18 protein-coding genes and 1 pseudogene are annotated in these 17,896 nt (G+C 72.8%); 14 read left to right on the forward strand and 5 right to left on the reverse strand.

What is annotated here, in order from left to right:
• The first annotated feature begins 47 nt into the window (after window positions 1-47).
• On the forward strand, window positions 48-977 hold the full coding sequence (locus AB0J02_RS06360) for a LysR family transcriptional regulator (RefSeq protein WP_363192417.1): 930 nt from the start codon (window positions 48-50) through the stop codon (window positions 975-977).
• Here the strand turns inward: AB0J02_RS06360 and AB0J02_RS06365 are convergent.
• Window positions 967-1,935, reverse strand: coding sequence for a LysR family transcriptional regulator (locus tag AB0J02_RS06365; protein ID WP_363192418.1), 969 nt, complete (start codon window positions 1,933-1,935; stop codon window positions 967-969). The genes AB0J02_RS06360 and AB0J02_RS06365 overlap by 11 nt on opposite strands.
• Before the next feature lie 82 nt (window positions 1,936-2,017).
• On the opposite strand from AB0J02_RS06365, the gene AB0J02_RS06370 reads away from it, so the two are divergent.
• A complete protein-coding gene (locus AB0J02_RS06370) occupies window positions 2,018-3,244 on the forward strand; it encodes an MFS transporter (RefSeq protein ID WP_363192419.1) in 1,227 nt (408 codons plus the stop codon).
• On the opposite strand, the gene AB0J02_RS06375 is transcribed toward AB0J02_RS06370, so the two are convergent.
• Together AB0J02_RS06375 and AB0J02_RS06380 are read right to left on the reverse strand one after the other, a co-directional pair.
• Complete coding sequence (locus tag AB0J02_RS06375; protein WP_363192420.1) at window positions 3,213-3,494, reverse strand: DUF397 domain-containing protein; 282 nt, start codon at window positions 3,492-3,494, stop codon at window positions 3,213-3,215. The genes AB0J02_RS06370 and AB0J02_RS06375 overlap by 32 nt on opposite strands.
• Window positions 3,454-4,301, reverse strand: a pseudogene (locus AB0J02_RS06380) (helix-turn-helix transcriptional regulator). Before AB0J02_RS06380 ends, AB0J02_RS06375 begins: the two are co-directional and overlap by 41 nt.
• Window positions 4,302-4,413: 112 nt before the next feature.
• Here AB0J02_RS06380 and AB0J02_RS06385 point away from each other — a divergent pair.
• The 7 genes from AB0J02_RS06385 (at window position 4,414) to AB0J02_RS06415 (ending at window position 10,651) form a co-directional block, all read left to right on the forward strand.
• Entirely contained in the window at window positions 4,414-4,797 is a 384-nt protein-coding gene (locus AB0J02_RS06385; RefSeq protein WP_363192421.1) for an ATP-binding protein, read from the forward strand.
• A 62-nt stretch (window positions 4,798-4,859) separates the two neighbouring features.
• The gene (locus AB0J02_RS06390) at window positions 4,860-5,666 is read left to right on the forward strand and encodes a DUF4389 domain-containing protein (protein WP_363192422.1); all 807 of its coding nucleotides are present in this window, start codon (window positions 4,860-4,862) and stop codon (window positions 5,664-5,666) included.
• A gap of 99 nt (window positions 5,667-5,765) precedes the next feature.
• Window positions 5,766-6,557, forward strand: a complete 792-nt coding sequence (locus AB0J02_RS06395) for a ParA family protein (protein WP_363192423.1) — start codon at window positions 5,766-5,768, stop codon at window positions 6,555-6,557.
• Window positions 6,557-7,372 (forward strand): ParB/RepB/Spo0J family partition protein, encoded by an 816-nt coding sequence (locus tag AB0J02_RS06400; protein ID WP_363192424.1) that lies wholly within the window; start codon window positions 6,557-6,559, stop codon window positions 7,370-7,372. Before AB0J02_RS06395 ends, AB0J02_RS06400 begins: the two co-directional genes overlap by 1 nt.
• A 28-nt stretch (window positions 7,373-7,400) precedes the next feature.
• Window positions 7,401-8,792 (forward strand): helix-turn-helix domain-containing protein, encoded by a 1,392-nt coding sequence (locus AB0J02_RS06405; RefSeq protein ID WP_363192425.1) that lies wholly within the window; start codon window positions 7,401-7,403, stop codon window positions 8,790-8,792.
• Between the two features lie 100 nt (window positions 8,793-8,892).
• Window positions 8,893-10,125 carry a PP2C family protein-serine/threonine phosphatase gene (locus AB0J02_RS06410; RefSeq protein WP_363192426.1) on the forward strand — a complete coding sequence of 411 codons (1,233 nt, stop codon included), beginning with the start codon at window positions 8,893-8,895 and terminating at the stop codon, window positions 10,123-10,125.
• Window positions 10,126-10,210: 85 nt separating this feature from the next.
• The gene (locus AB0J02_RS06415; protein ID WP_363192427.1) at window positions 10,211-10,651 is read left to right on the forward strand and encodes a hypothetical protein; all 441 of its coding nucleotides are present in this window, start codon (window positions 10,211-10,213) and stop codon (window positions 10,649-10,651) included.
• A gap of 87 nt (window positions 10,652-10,738) precedes the next feature.
• Here the strand turns inward: AB0J02_RS06415 and AB0J02_RS06420 are convergent, their stop codons facing one another.
• Window positions 10,739-11,173 carry an SH3 domain-containing protein gene (locus AB0J02_RS06420; RefSeq protein WP_363192428.1) on the reverse strand — a complete coding sequence of 145 codons (435 nt, stop codon included), beginning with the start codon at window positions 11,171-11,173 and terminating at the stop codon, window positions 10,739-10,741.
• Window positions 11,174-11,321: 148 nt separating this feature from the next.
• On the opposite strand from AB0J02_RS06420, the gene AB0J02_RS06425 reads away from it, so the two are divergent.
• The 4 genes from AB0J02_RS06425 (at window position 11,322) to AB0J02_RS06440 (ending at window position 15,996) form a co-directional block, all read left to right on the forward strand.
• Window positions 11,322-12,293, forward strand: a complete 972-nt coding sequence (locus AB0J02_RS06425; RefSeq protein ID WP_363192429.1) for a hypothetical protein — start codon at window positions 11,322-11,324, stop codon at window positions 12,291-12,293.
• Between the two features lie 16 nt (window positions 12,294-12,309).
• Window positions 12,310-12,837 (forward strand): hypothetical protein, encoded by a 528-nt coding sequence (locus tag AB0J02_RS06430; protein ID WP_363192430.1) that lies wholly within the window; start codon window positions 12,310-12,312, stop codon window positions 12,835-12,837.
• Window positions 12,838-12,920: 83 nt separating this feature from the next.
• The gene (locus AB0J02_RS06435; RefSeq protein WP_363192431.1) at window positions 12,921-13,961 is read left to right on the forward strand and encodes an endonuclease/exonuclease/phosphatase family protein; all 1,041 of its coding nucleotides are present in this window, start codon (window positions 12,921-12,923) and stop codon (window positions 13,959-13,961) included.
• 58 nt (window positions 13,962-14,019) lie between these two features.
• Window positions 14,020-15,996 (forward strand): FUSC family protein, encoded by a 1,977-nt coding sequence (locus tag AB0J02_RS06440; protein ID WP_363192432.1) that lies wholly within the window; start codon window positions 14,020-14,022, stop codon window positions 15,994-15,996.
• 107 nt (window positions 15,997-16,103) lie between these two features.
• On the opposite strand, the gene snpA is transcribed toward AB0J02_RS06440, so the two are convergent.
• Window positions 16,104-16,769: a snapalysin gene (gene snpA, locus AB0J02_RS06445; protein ID WP_363192620.1), complete on the reverse strand. Its 666-nt coding sequence runs from the start codon at window positions 16,767-16,769 to the stop codon at window positions 16,104-16,106.
• 171 nt (window positions 16,770-16,940) lie between these two features.
• On the opposite strand from snpA, the gene AB0J02_RS06450 reads away from it, so the two are divergent.
• Entirely contained in the window at window positions 16,941-17,891 is a 951-nt protein-coding gene (locus AB0J02_RS06450) for a LysR family transcriptional regulator (RefSeq protein WP_363192621.1), read from the forward strand.
• Window positions 17,892-17,896: the final 5 nt, after the last annotated feature.

Consider the following 17,896-nt stretch of genomic DNA (forward strand, 5'->3'; position numbering starts at 1 on the left):
TCGGGCCACTATTTGTCCAATGCATCACAAATATGTACGTTATTCAGGTGACGCATATCGAACGGGTCGACCTCAACCTGCTGGCCCCGCTGGCCGCGCTGCTGGAGGAGCGGCACGTCTCGCGCGCCGCCGAGGTCGCCGGGCTGAGCCAGCCCGCGATGAGCCGGGCGCTGCAGCGGCTGCGGGACACGCTCGGCGACGAGCTGCTGGTGCGCACGCCGCGCGGCTACCGGCTCACCCCGCGGGCCGAGCGCGTCCAGCGCGAGGTGCGGGCGGTTCTGCCGCGCCTGGAGAGCCTGTTCTCACCGGAGGAGTTCGACCCCGCGGCGGCCGCCGAGGCGTTCCGGGTCGCCGGGACCGACTACACCCGGGTGTTCGCCCCCGCGGTCTTCCAGCGCGTCTTCCGGGAGTCGCCGCGCTCCACGCTGCACTTCCGCTCCTGGCACGACGCGATCCACGACGACCTGGACCGGGGCGTCGTCGACCTGCTGTTCTACGCCAGGTCGGAGCCGCTGACCGCGCTGCGCACCGAGCGTCTCTTCGACGACCGGTTCGTGTGCGTGCTCTGCGCGGACCACCCGCTGGCCGAGCGCCAAGAGCTCACCCTGGACGCGTACCTGGAGGCCACGCACGTGATCGTCGGCACCATCGGCGAGCGCCAGACCGCGATCGAGCGGCGCCTGGAGAAACTCGGGGCGCGCCGCCGGGCCGGGCTGACCGTGCCGTACCACTCCCTGGCCGCGCAGTCGGTCCCCGGCACACGGCTGATCCTCACGCTGCCCGCGCGGCTGCTCACGGAGGAGCGTCCGGCCCCCGGCATCCGGATTCTGCCCGCGCCCGAGGAGATCCGCCCGCTGCATTACGAGATGGCCTGGCACCCCCGGCTGGACGGCGACCTGGGGCAGCGCTGGCTCCGGGACGCCATCCGGTCCGTCACCGCCGAACTGCCGGACCTGGAGCGGGAGTTCACGGGCTGAGGGGACCGATGGGACTGGTGGGGCTGATCGCGGCCCAGCCCGGCACCCAGGAATCGGCGCTCCCCGGACGGTCGCGGGCGCGCAGCAGGTGCTCCCGCAGGGCCGCGAGAGCCGGGTGCGGGTTGTCGGCCCGCCACAGCAGGGAGTGCGGGTAGACCGGCGTCGGGTGGCGTACGGGGATCGTGCGCAGGTCCAGGCCCGCGGGGTACGCGAGCGGGGTGCGCGGGCCCATGAACGTGGCGACCGTCGACGAGTCCGCCACCGCCTGCAACAGGTGGTCCGCACCGAAGTTGGGCCCGGCCACATCGATGTCGAGCCCGAAGTCGCGCGCCAACTCCGCGTAGTACGCGCCCCATTCGGTGCCCTCGGCCAGGCCCGGCATCCAGATCCGGTGCCCGGTGAGGTCGGCCGGGGTGACGGAGTCCGCGCCGGCGAGGGGGTGCCCGGTGCCGGTGACGAGCAGGATCGGCTCGTCGGCGACGCGCTCGCTGCGCACCTCCGGCGGCAGCTGGTCCTCGGGGATGCGGCGGGCCCAGAACGCGGCGTCGAGGCTCCCGTCACGGACGGCGGCGAGCACGGCCCTGCCCGCGGCGCCGAGGGCCACCACGTCGAGCGCGATGCCGGGGTGGTCGCGGTGGAAGTCCTGGAGGAGCCCGGCGGTCATGACGCGGGTGCCCATCACGTCGACGCGGAGCGGGCGCCGCCCCGGGCGCACGGACGCGGCGGCCTTGTCCAGGGCGCGCAGTACGGCCTTGGCGTGCGGCAGGAACGCCTGCCCGTCCAGGGTGAGCCGTGCCCCGCGCGGCACCCGCGTGAACAGCCGCACACCCAGCTCGCGCTCCAGGGCGGCGACGCGCTTGGACACGGCCTGCTGGCTGACGCCCAGCTCGTCCGCGGCGACCTGGAACTGGCCCTCGCCGGCGACGGCGACAAAGGTGCGTACGGCTTCGAGATCCACCTCGCCATACAACCACGCGTTGTACCGCTGCCCGTGTTCGGTTGTTTGATCGGGTGCTGCCGCACCGCTTGGATCCCAGGTCATGAAGCAGATGAGGCTCGGCCGGGATTTCGGATGGTTGTGGGCCGCGTTCGCGGTGAGCACGGCGGGGACGTGGCTGGCGCTCGACGCGTTCTCCCTGATCGCGGTGCTCGTCCTGCACAGCAGCACGGCGCAGGTGTCGTTCCTCGCGGCCTGCGGGCTCGCCGTCGGGGCGCTGCTCGCGGTGCCGCTCGGCCCGTGGGTGGAGTTCCGCCGCAAGCGGCCCGCGATGATCGGGGCGGACCTGGTGCGGTGCGCGGCACTGCTCACGCTCCCGATGGCATTCGCCGTCGACGCCCTGAGCTTCACGCAGCTGGTCCTCGTCTCCGTGGTCGTCGCGACCGCCGACATCGTCTTCAAGTCTGCCAGCGGCGCCCACTTGAAAGCGCTGGTCCCGGCGGACGGGCTGCTCGTCGCGAACGCCCGTTTCGAGACGACGATGTGGACGGCCACGGCGATCGGGCCCACGCTCGGCGGCGCCGCGATCTCGGCCCTCGGGCCGTTGACGACGGTCGTCGGGGACGCGCTGACCTACGTCCTCTCCGCGATCGGCGTCCGCGCGATCCGCTCGCCCGAGCCGGTGCCCTCCGGGGGCGGCCGGAGGAAGGTCGGCTGGGCGGATGTGGGTGAGGGCTGGCGGTACGTGTGGGCCCACCCGGATCTGCGCGGGCTCTTCCTGAACAGCGCCCTTGTGAACGGTCTGATCATGGTCGGCGCCCCGCTCATGGCCGTGCTCATGCTCCGCGAACTCGGCTTCCCCGTATGGCAGTACACCCTCGCGTTCGGTGTGCCGTGCCTCGGCGGACTCATCGGAGCGCGCCTGTCGCCCCGCCTCGTCGAGCGGTACGGGGCCCTGCGGGTGCTGCGGGTCAGCGGGGTCGCGCGGGCGTGCTGGCCGCTGGGCCTGGCGTTCGTGGGCCCCGGCCCCGCCGGGCTGCTCACCGTGATCCTGGTCGAGCTCGGCCTCATCACGTGCTGCGGCGTCTTCGCCCCGGTCATGGCCCGCGAACGCCTCCAGCGGACCGAGTCGGACCGGGTGGCCCGGGTTCTGTCGGCCTGGAACATCACGAGTACGGCGGTGACCGCGGCCCTGACCCTGGCGTGGGGCGGGCTCGCGGCGGCGACCGGCACGCGTGCCGCGCTGGCCGCCGCCGGGGTTCTCCTGCTGGGTACGCCGATTCTGCTGCGGTCTGCGTCTACAGGGTCCCGAGTGCCGCAGCTGCCTTGAATGCGTTGAACGCGGCCGGGGTGGTGGTGAAGGCGCCGCCCCGGGGGTTCTTCGAGTCGCGGAGTGCGATGAGGTGGCCTGCGGGGGTGGCGGCGACCTCTAGGCAGTCGCCGCCTTCGTTGCCGCTGTACGAGGACTTTTGCCAGGCCGCGCCGTTGAGAGGAGCGCACTCTACGCACTGGCCTCCGGTGTCGCTGCTGTAGCTCGACCTACGCCACGCCGCGTCTGTCAGCTCCCAGGTCTTCCCCATAGCTCTCCTCCATTACGCGGCTGATCAGTGCCCCTGACACCTCCACAGAGAGGGCGGTGGCCTGCATTTGAGCGTAACGGAGTGAACCAGCCCTGATTGCTTGTGGGTTGGCGGTTGCATGTCCCTGGACGAAGTCCTCGGTGTAGGCGACGTCCGGGTCATTTTCGAACCGCATAAGCGTGAAGGTTCCTGGCAGGCCATGGTGCGCCCCGGCCGCGAACGGCATCACCTGAACATTTACGTCATCCCGTTCCCGGAAGCTCAACAGGTGGGCAAGTTGGTTCCACATCACCTCGCGCCCCCCGATGTGACTGTGCAGCGCAGCCTCGCTGAGCACGACCCACAGCGCGGGTGAGTCGGCCCGGTCCAGCACGCGCTGCCGCTCCATGCGAGCCGCAACCCGCTCGTCGAGCTGGTCAGGCTTGGACACCTCAAGTACCGCTCGCGCGTACGCCTCCGTCTGAAGCAACCCGTACACCAACTGCGCCTCGTACACGGAGATGTACGTCGCCCGCGCCTCCATCCGCGCAACTTCCTGGAACCACGACGGCAACTGGCTCCGCAACACCAGCCCCGCCAACCGCCCGAACGCGCCCCCGTACCCAGAACCGAATCAACCCGCTCGGCGAAATCGCGGGTCGGCACCTTGTGCGCGGTCTCGATCCGGCCCACCAAAGACCCGGTACAAAACAGCTTCGCGCCGAGCTGGGGCTGGCTGAGGCCCGCCGCCTCGCGCCAGTGGCGCAGCTCGGAGCCGAAGTGATCGAGCGGCGACGCGCTCGGATCGAGTTCCCGGATGTTGGCCATGGCTCCCCCAACGGCAGTGACTGTCCGCTTCCGCGCGTAGCCGAGAGTAGCGATCAGCCGTCACTCTCGTACCGCGAACGACTCAACTCGTCGCCCTTGAGCAGGAGTTGTCATGAACTGTCACGCCATGAACTTCACGGTCGGCGATCACTCGGCCCACCACATCCGCCGGATCGTCCGGGCCTACCTACGGCAGTGGGACATGGCGGAGCTGTCCGACGCGGCCGAGCTGGCCCTCACGGAACTGCTGACGAACGTGATCCGGCACGTTCCGGGGCAGCGCTGCTCGCTGCTGATCCTGCGGCAGCACAGAGGCGTTCGCGTCGAGGTCGGGGACCCCGACCCGCGTACGCCCGTCGTGGGGGACGCGGACGAGTGGGACGAGGGCGGCCGGGGCCTGCTGCTCGTGGAGGCGGTGACGGACCGGTGGGGCGTGGACCTGAGCCCGCCGGGCAAGACGGTGTGGTTCGAGTGCGACGCGAAGGCCGCCACCTGAAGCCGCCACCTGAACGGCTGCCAGCGGATGCCGCGCCCTGAGCCCATGGGCAGAGTTGCCCTATGGCCGCCTCCCCCCACTTCGGCGCCGTCTCCCTGCTGCCCGGCGCCGAACCCCTGCCCGAACTCGACATCCCGCCGCCTGCCCGACAGCACCGGCTCTCGGTGCTGCTGCGCCTGCTGTTGCTGCTGCCGCACGCGATCGTGCTGGCCGTGCTCTCCGTCGTCACGGTCTTCGCGGTGGTGGCCGCGTGGTGCGCGGCGCTGGTGATCGGCCGGGTACCCGACCCGCTGGAGCGCTGGCTCGCGGGCTATCTGGGCTACGAGACCCGGCTTTCGGCCGCCGCGATGCTGCTGACCGGCCGCTATCCGCCCTTCGAGTTCGGCTCACCGTTCGCCTGTCCCGTACGACTGCGGCTGCATTCCCATGCGCTCAACCGGGTCGCGGTGCTGTTCCGGCTGCCGCTGGCGCTGCCCGCGGCGGTGGTCGGCGGGCTCGTCACGGCCGGCTGGTGGGCCGTGTCGTTCCTGTCGTGGCTGGTGGTGCTCGTCCTCGGGCGGATGCCGCGACCGTTGTTCGAGGCGACGGCGGCCGTGCTGCGGTTCCGGATGCGGGTGTCGGCGTACGTGCTGCTGCTGACGCCCGCGTACCCGAAGCGGCTGTTCGGGGACCAGACGGCGGCGGACTCGGCGATCGGCATGGTCCGCAGCCCCTCGGCGACCCGGCCGTTGTTCGTGGGCGGCACCGGAAGGGTGCTGGTGGGCGCGTTCCTGCTGCTGGGGATCGTGGGCTGGGCCGGGAACGCGGTGCGGTACGAGTACGCGCCCGCGCCCGCCGAGGCGGGGGTCGGGGCCGACCGGGCTCCGTAGCGGGTTCGGCTCCGTCGGCGTGTACACCGCCGCCTCGGGCGCCGCGCTGCCACAGTGACCACGAACCTCCGCCCCAAACGCACCAGTTAGGGAGCATTCGTGGCCCATGTACATGTGATCCTCAACCAGAAAGGCGGCGTGGGTAAGTCCACGCTCGCCGTGAACCTGGCCGCCGTCACCGCCGACGTCCTCGGCGCGGGCGACCAGCAGGCCGGTGAACGCCCGCCCGTCGTCGCCGTCTCCATCGACCCGCAGGGCTCCGCCGTGTGGTGGTCCGAGCGCGTCGGCGAGGGCCTGCCCTTCGACTTCGTCCAGGCCCACAACGACCTCGCGGGTCTCGCCGCCCTGTCCCGCATCCCGTCCGCGCAGCACGTCTTCGTCGACACCCCGGGCTGGCTCGACCTCGCCGAGAACGACGGCACCGACCCCCTCGGCAAGGGCGCCGCCGCCGACGCCCTGCGCGCGGTCCTGTCCAACGCCACCGACGTCATCGTCCCCATCGAGCCCGAGCCGCTCGGCTTCCAGCCGACGCAGCGGACGGTGGAGCGGGTCGTGAAGCCGCGCGGCCTGCCGTTCCGCGTCGTCATCAACAACTGGGACCCGCGCGACGGCAAGGCCGACCTGGAGCAGACCCGCGCCTTCGTCCGTGCCCAGGGCTGGCCGCTGGCCCGCACCGTCGTCCGCCACTACAAGCTGCACACCCGGGCCAGCGCCGACGGCCTGGTCGTCACGCAGTACGGCGCCAACCGCGTCGCCCTCCAGGCCCGCGAGGACTTCTTCCGGCTCGCCCTGGAAGTGGGGCTCGCCGCGATCCCGAAGCCCGCGCGCGGCAGCGCCAAGGGCACGAGCACGAGCACGAAGTCCCGTACGAAGAAGAAGGTGAAGGCCTGATGGGGCGGCGCACCGATCTGTCCTCGCTGCTCGGCGCGGCGGACACGGACAAGGCGCCCGCCGCGCCGAAACGGCCCGACACCAAGCCGCTGACCGTCGCCGTCGCCGACCTCGCCGAGAACCCGGACAACCCGCGCCACGAACTGCGCGACCTGGACGGTCTCGCCGAGACGGTCCGCGAGCGCGGCGTGCTCCAGGCCCTCGGCGTCGTCCCCGCAGCCGTGTTCGTCGCCGCGCACCCGCACCACAAGAAGGCCGTCGGCAAGGCCCCGTACGTCGTGCTGCACGGCCACCGGCGGCTCGCCGCGGCGAAGATGGCCGGGCTCGACGAGGTGCCCGTCCTCGTCCGCGACGACGCCACCCGCTCCGACGAGGACGCGCTCATCGAGAACGTCCAGCGCGACGACCTCACCGAGCTGGAACAGGCCCAGGCCATCCAGGGCCTGATCACCTCCTACGGCTACTCGCAGCGCCAGGTCGCCGGCCGCATCGGCAAGACCCAGGGCTTCGTCTCGCAGCGGCTGTCCCTCATGAAGCTGCGCACCGATCTCCAGGAAGCCCTCGCCGACGGCCGTGTCTCCGTCGAGGACGCCCGGCGCATCGCCCGCCTCCCCCACGCGGACCAGCAGCTGCCCGGCCAGTACGGGGAGCTGCCCGCCGCGGCCGTGCCCCCGGCACGCAAGGGAGGGCGCGGGCGTGATTACGGCGTAATCAGGATCGACAGCCGCGGGACGCCGGAGGACGTGGTGGACGCGCTGCGCCGGCACCTGGCCCCGGCCGCGCTCGACCGGGTCGTGGAGCTGCTGCGCAACTGACCGTGCCCCGGTCGCTTACCGTTGCCCCGTGCTTCCCGTGCCGTCCCCGTCCGTGACCCAGCCGCCGCCCGCCGAGGCCGTCACCCCGCTGATCCGCGGCCTCGACGTGCTGCGGCGCCTCACGGACGCGGACGGCACCCTCGCCCTCGCCGAACTCGCCCGCGCCAGCGGCCTCGCCCGCTCCACCGTCGACCGGATCTGCGCGACCCTGGCCCACCTCGGCTACGTACGCCTCGACGGGCGGGACGCGTCCCTCGCGCCGCCCCTGATGGCCGTCGCCAACGCCTACCTCGACGCGCTTCGGGTGCCGGAGCTCCTCGGACCGCTTGCCGACCGGCTCGCCGACGAGCTCGACGAGTCCGTCTCCCTCGCCGTTCCCGACGGACCCGACATCCGTTTCGTCCACCAGGTCCTGCGGCGGCGGGCCCTGTCCATCAGCTTCCGGGTGGGGGATGCGCTTCCGGGGGGCGGGTCGGCGCCGGGGCTGGTCTTCCGTGACGGTGTGCCGCTGGCGGTTGACGACCAGTTGGTCGAGCGGGGGCTCATCGCTGTGGCCGTGCCGGTGCGGGGGCCGGGCGGGGATGTGGTCTGTGCGGTGAGTGTGGTCAGCCATACGTCTCGGCACGGGGTTTCTTCGTTGCGGGGGGCTGTTCTTGGGGCTCTGGGTTCTTGTGTCGCCGAGATGGAGGCAGTGCTGGCCCGTCAGCCCCAGGTCACGGGGCTCCGCCCCGGGCCCCGCTCCTCAATCACCGGAGAGGCTGGATCTGCCCCGATCGTCTCGCTCGCCAGAGGGCTGAGTGTGCTGACCGCCTTTGACGGTGCGGGGCCCGCCCTGAGCCTCACCGAGATCGCCTCCCGGACCGGGCTCGCCCGGGCCACCGTTCGGCGGGCCCTCATCACGTGTGCGTACCTGGGCCATGTCGATCAGGACGAACGCGTGTACCGGCTCACGCCCCGCGTGCTCGCCCTGGGCTGCGCCCCGCTGTCCCGTACGACGTTGCCGCGTATCGCCGCCCCTCACCTGGCCGCGCTGTCGGAGCGGCTCGGGGAGTCCGTGGGGCTGTCCGTGGCCGACGGGGACCGGGTGCGGTGCACCGCCCGGGTCGCCCCGCGCCGGGTCATGAGCGTCGACATCGGCGTCGGCTCACGGCTGCCCGCCGACGTCACGGCCGCCGGGCGCGTGCTGCTCGGCGGGGAGTGCGCGGGGGCCGCCGTCGTGGACGGACCCGAGGACGGGCTGCGGTCCGTCGCCGTGCCGGTGCGGGACCGGGACGGGCGGATCGTCTCGGCGCTCGACGTCACGGCCCACCAGGGGCGCGGCGACACCGACGCCTGGACGGACGCACTGCGGACGGCCGCCGCCTCCGTCGCGGCCGATCTGCACGTGACCTCGCGGTTCGTGCCGGTGCCGGTGCTCTGACCCCACCGGCGCCCGAGGGTGCCCAGTCGTGCACGTCACGCGGCATACGGACCTTCGACCCTACTCCGGGCGCTGAATGCCCCTGCACTCTTTATGTGCCATGCCTTTTCGCAGCTCGAGCAGTTACTACCAGCCTCCCGCGAACCGTGACGCCCGGCCCGGAGCCGTACGCCCCGCGGGCGGCTGGCGTGCCCTCGTCCTGGTCGTCGCCGTGCTGGTCACGGCCGTCGTCACCCTCGACGTGGCCACACCCACGGACTTCCGGGCGCGCGCCCTGCTCGGCCTGGTGCCCATCGCCGTGGCGATGCTCGCGCCGGTCGTCGCGACGGCCGTCGTCACGGGGCTGCTCCTGATCACGTACATGGTGCTGCAGTCGCTCTCCCCCATCCCGTCCGGCGGCCTGGCCGTGCTCGGCCCCCTGATGATCGGTACCGGCGGCCTGCTCGGCGTGCTCATCGCGCGCCGCAAGGAGGAGCAGCTGGCCCGGCTGCAGGCCGTCACGGACGTCGCCGAGGCCACCCAGCGCGCCGTGATGCGCGCCCTGCCCGACCGGGTCGGGCCGCTGCACATCGCCGACTTCTACCAGCCCGCCGCCCGCGCGGCCCGGATCGGCGGCGACTGGTACGACTTCCAGCCCTCGCCGCACGGCATCCGCGCCGTCCTCGGCGACGTCAGCGGCAAGGGCCTGCCCGCGGTGTCCGCTTCCGCGTCGCTGCTCGGCGCGTTCCGCGAGGCCGGCTACCACGCGGCCCGCGCGGAGGAGATCGCCGAGCGCCTGGAGACCGCCATGCAGCGCTACAACGCGTGGACCAGGACCATGCGGGACAGCGAGCACCCGGACGCCTTCTCCACGGCGCTGCTGCTGCACTTCCCGCCGGGCGAGGAAGCCGTCGACATCGTCAACTTCGGGCACGAACCGCCGCTCGTCGTCTCCCCCGACGGCCGGGTGCACACCCCGGACGTACCGCCCGGCCTGCCGCTCGGCATGGGCACGCTCGGCGCGCCGCCACCGGAGCCGGTGCGGCTGCCGTTCCGGCCGGGCGACACCCTCGTCCTGTTCACCGACGGCGTCACCGAGTGCCGGGACCAGGGCGGCGACTTCTACCCCGTACGGGAACGGCTGCCGCGCCTGGCCACGGAAACGGCGGCCGCGCAGGGCCCGCCCGGTGAGCTGCTGCGTCTCATCGCCGAGGATCTGCACCGGCACCGGCACGGCGCCCCCCACGACGACGCGGCGATCACCGTGATCCGGCGGACGGCGACGGAGGTGGCACCGTTCGCCACCGCGGCCGACGCCGCCCTGTACGGGCCGCGGTACGCGCACGCTCTGTGACGCGACGCGCCGCCGCGTTGCGCATCGAACGCCGCGAGCCGTCAATGGAAGGACGGGACAGGGGGACACCTGAAAGGAGCCCGTCATGGCTCACGCGGCACCAGCACCTGCCCGGTCCACCGGCGCCGGACGCCCCGCCACCCCGTCGGTGACCACCCTCGCGAAAGTCCTGCCGGTGGTGACCGGCGCCCTCTACGGATTCTGGGCGGCGAACATCCAGCGCTTCGGCCAGGAAGTGACCGGCGGCAACATCGCGCTCGGATTCATCACCGGCATTCTCGTGGCGGCGCTCTGCTTCGGCATCCATCAGTGGTGCGGTCGCCAGGCCAGCCGCCACATCGGCGTCCGTGCCATGGTCTGGGGCGCCTTCGCCGGCATCGCCGTCGGCTTCCTGCAGAGCCTCGCCAACGGCGCGATCCTGTGGTCCGTCGTGCTCGGCGCGGTCGTGGGCGGCTCGACCTTTGTGGCGGTGTACTACCGCTACTACTCGTCGAGCGAGTACGCGCCCGAGCACGTCGGTTCCTGACCGTCGGATCGTGAGCGGCAGTTCGTGATCGGCAGTTCGTGAGCGGCAGTTCGTGAGCGGCAGTTCGTGAGCGGCAGTTCGTGAGCGTCAGTTGGTGACGCCGAACTCCACGCGGTAGTCCGAGCGGAACCAGTATCCGCTCGGGCTGCCGCCGTCGCGCTTCTGCTGATGCTGCTGCTTGTGCGGCGTGGAGCAGTCGGGCACGCCCCGGCCGTTGGTGTCCACGTACGAGGCGCTGGCCCAGCCGTGGGCCCCGGTGAACCAGAACCAGGTCGAGGTGCCGTTCACCGACGACCCGTGGGCCGCGCACTGGAGACGGTCCTGGCTGCCCGGCGCGAGCCGGTCGACGACGGCGGACGACATGCTGGGACTGGCGCGCAGATTGAGGTCGGAACGGGAGACGACCGTCCCCCAGACGACGTCCTTGCCGTGGTCGGCACTGGCCGGAGCGGCCGCGCTCACCGCGAGGATCCCGCCCGTCAGAAGGGCGGCGGCGGTGAGTGCAGGAGTGGTGCGGCGCATGATCGGCCTCCTAGCTCCCCCCGTCCAGGAAACACCCGTTCGGCGCAGCGCTCCACCGGAGCCCCGGTAGCCCGTACGCAGTCCGCGTTTAGCCCTTATGCAGGCATTCCGGTCGCGTCCCGGGCGGCCGGGACCTTGCCTTGGAAGCGTGATCCGCACCGTCCGCACCGTCGTCGTGCCCGTCCTCCTGGTCCTCGCCTGTCTCCTCGTGCCCCTGGGCACGCTGTCCACCTGGGCGAAGTACGAGATCGGCGACAGCGACCGCTACGTGTCCGCGATGGCGCCCCTCGCCACCGATCCGGCCGTGCAGAACTCGGTCGGATCGGCGGTGACCACCGGGATCATGCAGAACATCAGCGTGGGCCCGCTGCAGTCCACCGTCGAGCAGTACCTGCACGACGCGGTCGTCTCGTTCACGGGCACCACCGCGTTCCAGAACGCCTGGAACACCGCGAACCGGGCCGCCCACGACGCGGTGCAGAAGGCCCTCGACGAGGGCAGCACCGACGCCGTCACCCTCGACCTGGCACCCGTCACCCAGCAGGTGAAACGGCAACTGCAGGACGACAACGTGCCGTTCGCCTCCCAGATCCCGGTCACCCACACCCGGATCACCCTGCTCTCCTCCGGTGACCTCGCCAAGCTGCGCCAGGTGTTCCACCTGCTCCAGACCGCGGGACTGTGGCTGCCCCTCGCCGCCCTCGTCCTCACCGTCGCGGGCCTGCTCCTCGCCCGGCGCCGGCGCCGCGCCCTCATCGCGACGGCGCTCGGCATGGCCCTCGGCGCGGCCGCGCTGCTCATCGCCCTGACGATCGCCCGCTCCCTCACCCTCGGCGACCTCGACAGCGACGCGGACAAGGCGACGGCGGGCGCTGTGTACGACGCCCTGACGTCGTCGATGCGGACGGCGTCGTGGGTGATCGTCGGCGTGGGCGCGGCCGTGGCGCTCGTGGCGTGGCTGACGGGCCGGTCCGGCCTCGGGCGCCGCCTCGGACGCGTGGGGCGCTCCGGGCGCCTGGGGCGTCGCTCTCCGCAGGCGGGGGACCGGCCCGTCGACGAGCCACCCGTTCGGCCGCGCGCCGAGTGCCGCGAGGCCGCGCCGGGGCGAGCATTCCCCTGACACGAGGAGGCACCCCATGAGCGAGACGACACCCCCCGGCACACCCCCGAACCACACACCCCCGACCACCGAACCCGGCGCGGCCGGCTGGTCGACGGAGCACCGGGGCCGCACCCCCGGCCCGGCCGACGGCGACCGCCCCGACGACGGATGGGCGAGCGGCGGCTCCGTATTCGCCGGGGTCCTGATGCTGGTCAGCGGCATCTTCGGAATCCTCAACGGCATCGCGGGCATCGCCAAGGACGACGTGTACGGCCGGATCGGCGACTACGTCTACTCCTTCAACCTCACCACGTGGGGCTGGATCCACCTGATCATCGGCATCCTCGTCGCGCTCACCGGCTGGGGCATCCTCAAGGGCGCCGACTGGGCGCGCGGCGCGGGCATCGGCCTCGCGGCGCTGTACATCATCGAGTACTTCATGTTCCTGCCGTACGCGCCCGTCTGGTCGATGATCGCCATCGGCATCGGCGTCTTCGTCATCTGGGCGCTCGCCACCGACCCGGGCCGCTCCACCAGGCCCGGCACGGCCGAGCGCGCCTGACAACCATCTGGCCCACGGTTCCGTCTTTCCTGGAGGATTCGGGAGAACTCCCAACGGAAGGCCGGGCCTTGACCCAGCGGCACATGACGGACGAGACGCCCGACGCCCTGCGGTACGAACCGGAGGGCGCCGGGCGCCGCCGTGTGCACAGGACCGGAGCGTGGGCGGCCGCGCTGCTGCTGGCCGGGGTGAGCGTGGTGGCCGGCTGCCGCGCGGCGGACAGCGACGGCATCACGCCCGTACCGCAACTGCTCGCGTTCCTGCCCTGGCTGACCGTCCCCACCGTCGCCGCGCTGCTGCTGGCCCTGCTGTCCCGGTGGCGCACCGGGATGCTGTGGAGCGTCGTCGCGCTCGGCGCCCTGGCCTGGTACATGGAGCCGTACGGGACGGACTCCGAGGCCCAGGGGCCGCCCGTCTCCGGAATGCGGGTCCTCTCCTCGAACGTGGAGTTCGGGCGCGGAACCGACGCGCTGATCGACGCGATCGCCCGGCACGAGCCGGACATCGTCTTCGCCGAGGAGTGCGACTCCGCCTGCCAGGACGCGCTGGGCCGCAGCTCCCTGGAGGCCGCGTACCCGTACCGGCAAGCGGTGCGCGCGGACGGCTCGGAGGGCTCCCTGATCCTGAGTACCTTCCCGCTGAAGGCGGCGCCGACCGTGCCCGGCACGATGGGCATGCCGGGTGCGACCGCCGACGTACGGGGGCACTCCGTACGTCTCCAACTCGCCCATCCCATGCCGCCGTTGCCGCGCCAGGTCGGGCTGTGGCACCGCGAACTGGGCCGGCTGCGGGACTTCGCCGCCGCCGATCCGGGGGCCGCGACCATCCTGGCCGGGGACTTCAACGCGACGCAGGACCACGCCGCGTTCCGCCACATCCTCGACGCGGGCGCACTCCGCGACGCGGCCCGCCTCACCGGCCACGCACGCACCCCCAGCTGGCCCTCGGCGGCGCCGCCGCCGCTGGGCACGCAGATCGACCACGTGCTGGTGAGCGGCGAGTTCTCGGCGGACAAGACCCGTTTCCTGAAACTGCGGGACACCGATCACCGGGCGCTGCTGGTGGATCTGACGCTGCACACGTCCAGGCCGGGCTCCTCCCGCTCAAGCCCCTCCGGCGATTGAGGAGCGGGGGCCGGGGCAGCGGCCCCGTGAGGGCGACCGAAGATCGCATACTGGCCCTATGCCGCCCCACCTGACGCCCCCGGACTGGCTGATCAGAACGCTCAGACCGCAACGCGCCCCGATCCCCTGGGCCGCGGCCGCGAGGGCGTCCGTGGCCATGGCCGCACCGCTCGCGGTGGGCCTGGCCACAGACCACCCCGCCTACGGCGCCCTCGCCTCCATGGGCGCCCTCAGCGGGGTGATCGGCGACACGGCGGACGCGTACCGCATGCGCATCTTCAACATCGCCGTCCCCCAGTTGTTCGGCGCGGTGGGCGTGACCGTCGGCTCCCTGGTGTTCGGCCACGGCTGGCTCGCGGTCGTGGCCGTCACGGCCGTCGCCCTGATCTCCGGGATGATCTCGACGATCGGCGCGGTCGCCTCCGTCGCCGGGCTGCTGCTCCTGCTCAACTGCGTGGTCGGCGCGGGCCTGCCGATGCCGGGCGACTGGTGGCTCGCGCCGCTCCTGATGACCAGCGGCGGCGCGCTGGTCCTCCTCCTCGCGCTCCTCGCCTGGCCGCTGCGCGGCGGGGTCCCCGAGCGGGCCGCGGTCGCCTCCACGTACCGCGGCGTCGCCCACCTCCTCGAAGCCGCGGGCCAGGACCCTCTCACGTACGCCGAGACCCGTATCGCCGTCACCCAGTCCCTGAACCAGGCCTACGACCTCGTTCTCGCCCGGCGCGCCCGTGCGCACGGCCGCAACCCCGAACTGGTGCGTCTGGTCAGCCAGTTGAACGCCGTGACGCCCGTCGTGGAGGCCGCGCCCGCCGCCCATGAATGCGGGGTGCCGCTGCCGCCGCAGGTGCCCGCCACCCTGCGCGCCCTCGCCGACGCCATCGCCTCCGGGCGGGCCGCGGCCGACGACGGCCCCCTCGAACTGCCCGAGCCCGACGGGCCCGCCGCCCGCGCCCTCGACCACGCGGTGCGGCACGCCGCCGAAGTCGCGGCGCGGACCGGGGACAGCGAGTTCACCAACGTCGACGACCGGCTCGGCCACCCGGCCGCGCTGCGCGTACGCGCCCGCCGGGGCGCCCGCAACGTGATCCTCTCCGGCGCGTCCTGGCGCTACGGCCTGCGGCTCGCCCTGTGCATCGGCATCGCGCAGGCCCTCGTGTCGATCGTGCCCGTGCCGCGCTCCTACTGGGTGGCGCTGACCATCACGTTCGTCATGAAGCCCGACTTCGGGTCGGTGTTCTCACGGGCGGTGCTGCGCGCGCTCGGCACCGCGGTGGGGCTCGTCGTGGCGGCGGCCGTCCTCGCCGAGGTGCCGCTCGGCCGGTGGGACGTGCCGGTGATGCTGCTGCTCGCGCCGCTCATCCCCGCGCTCACACCGCGCGGTTACGCCTTCCAGACCGCGGCCATCACCCCGGTGATCCTGCTGCTCTCCGACATCCTCAACCACCAGGGCACCGCGCTGCTCGGGCCCCGGCTCCTGGACAGCCTGATGGGCTGCGCCATCGCGCTCGTCGCGGGGTATCTGCTGTGGCCGGAGAGCTGGCACACGCGGATCGGCGACCGGCTCGCCGGCGCGGTGGCCGACACGGCGTCGTACGTGGAATGCGCCTTCGGGACCACGGCGGACCCCGCCGCCCGGGCCCGGATGCGCCGCCGCCTGTACCGGGACCTGTCCGTGATCCGCACCGAGTTCCAGCGCGCGCTCACCGAGCCGCCGCCCACGGGGAGGCGGGCGGCGGCCTGGTGGCCCCTCGTCGTCGCGGTCGAACGCATCGTGGACGCGACGACCGCGGCGCGGGTGCGGGTCCGCCATGGTTCCCCTCCGCCCTCATCGGCGGAGGTGACCCAAGTGGCCTCGCAGTTGCGGGAGTTGGCGCAGGGCCTCCGGGACTCCGTGACGCTGGAGGAAGTGCGGGCCGATTTCGGCGGCGCCGCCGGGTCCCAGGACGGAGTTCTGGAGCACGTACGTCAGGAGGTGGCGGCGGCGCGGGCGATCGGGGTGCGTGGGGGGCCTACAGGTGATGCGCCGGCCGCGGAGTGAGCGGGGCTGGTCGCGCAGTTCCCACCGGCCCGCAGGTGCGGGCCGTCAGGGGCGCGGGGAACTGCGCGACCAGCGGCCACCGACCCGCGCCCCTGCACCGCACCTGATCAGCCGAGCTCGGCCTCGGCCTTGCGGAGCGCCTTCGCGAAGCCGTTGGCCCAGAGCGAGTTCACCCGGGACTTCTCATTGGCGTCCGGGTAGGCGTTCGTGCAGGACGGGCCCGGGCCGCCGCCCGACATCAGCTCGCTGCACGGCCCCTCGTAGTGGTCCGGCAGACCGAGCACGTGCCCGGTCTCGTGCGTGGTCACCCGCGTGGAGTCGTACTGCTGGTTCTGCGCGTAGTCGAGGAAGACGTAGCCGCTGCCGTGCCCGTCCGTCGACGCGTACGAACCGCGGGAGTCGTTGCCCTCGTAGTACGCGAAGTCGCCGCCGCCGGACGACGACTGGAGCTTGACGTTGGACACCGACGAGTTCCAGATGGACGCGCTGTTCGCTATCTGCTGCTGGAACGTCGGCGCGCCCGACGCGTCGTACGTGACGGTGACCTGCGCGGCGCCGGGGTGCGCGGCCCGCTTCTCGGCGACGGACTTCATGACCGCCTCGAAGAACGCCTTGTTGGCGGCGGCGTCCTCCGCGGACCCGGCGTAGTGGGCCCGGGCGGGGGTGGGGGCGGGGGTCTGCGCGGTGGCGGGGCCGGCCGCGAGCGCCGTGACGGTGAGCCCCGCGCCGAACGCGCACGCGAGGAGACGGATGACTGTGGGGGGTGCTGTCATGGTCATGCAAGCGAGTGTGGGGGCGCGAGAGGCGCCTGGGAATGATGGCACTTGGCGATAACACCGTGCTATCCCCCCGCGCATTGGGGAGGCAGCGGAGGTGTGGAGAGACTGCTGAGACTCATGAGGCGTACTGGTGTGTCCCCCGTGACCGCCATACTCTCGACGCCCATGGAGCTGGACGTGCGGCACCTGCGCGCCCTGTGCGCCATCGACGACACCGGCAGCCTGCACAAGGCCGCCCGCCAACTCGGCATGACCCAGCCCGCGTTGAGCACCCAGCTGCGCCGCATCGAGGACTTCCTCGGCGGCCGCCTCTTCACCCGCGAACGCACCGGCTGCCGCCCCACCCCGCTCGGCCGCGTCCTGCTCACCCGCGCCCGCCCGCTCGTCGACGGCCTGCGCGGCCTCGTCGAGGAGACCCGCGCGGCCGCCGCCGCCACCGCCGAGGGCCCCGGCCGCCTGCGCATCGGGTCCACCGCGAGCCGCGCCCTGCCGGGCTGGCTGCGCCGCCTGCGGTCCAACGCCGCGTTCCTCGGCACCGAACCGACCCTGCGCGTCGACGTCTCCGCGCACGCGCTGCTGCGCCTGGCCGCCGAGGGCGGGCTCGACGTGGCGTTCGTGCACGAGGTCGAGGGCAGCCCGCTCCGGGTACCGCCCGGCCTGATGTGCCGGGTCCTGGTCGAACGCGAGCCGCAGTTCGTGTCCCTGGCCACCGACCATCCCGCCGCCCGGCGCAGCGTCGTACGGCTCAGCGACCTGGCCGGCGACCGGTGGATGGTCGACCCCACCGTGGACGGCGAATGGGACGGCCTGCTGCGCGCGCTGCGCTCGGCCGGCCTCGAACCCCGCGTCCTGCACGGCGACTACCTCACCGCCGCGTCCCTCGTCGCCACCGGCGAGGTCGTCGCCCTGTGCCAGCCCACCTCCCGCTCCCGTACGGACATGGCGATCCGGCCGCTGCACGGCGACCCCGTGGGCGTACGACTGCTGCTCGCGGCCCGCAGCGAAGCCCTGCTCGACGCCGTGCTGCCGGATCTGCGCGCCGCGTACGAAGAAGCGGTGCACCAGGCCCCCGTGTACCGCGAGCGGCTCGGGACCGAGGTCCGGAACCCGGCCTGACCGGA

The organism is Streptomyces sp. NPDC050264 (genome assembly GCF_040655895.1).
In the GTDB taxonomy this organism is placed as follows: domain Bacteria; phylum Actinomycetota; class Actinomycetes; order Streptomycetales; family Streptomycetaceae; genus Streptomyces.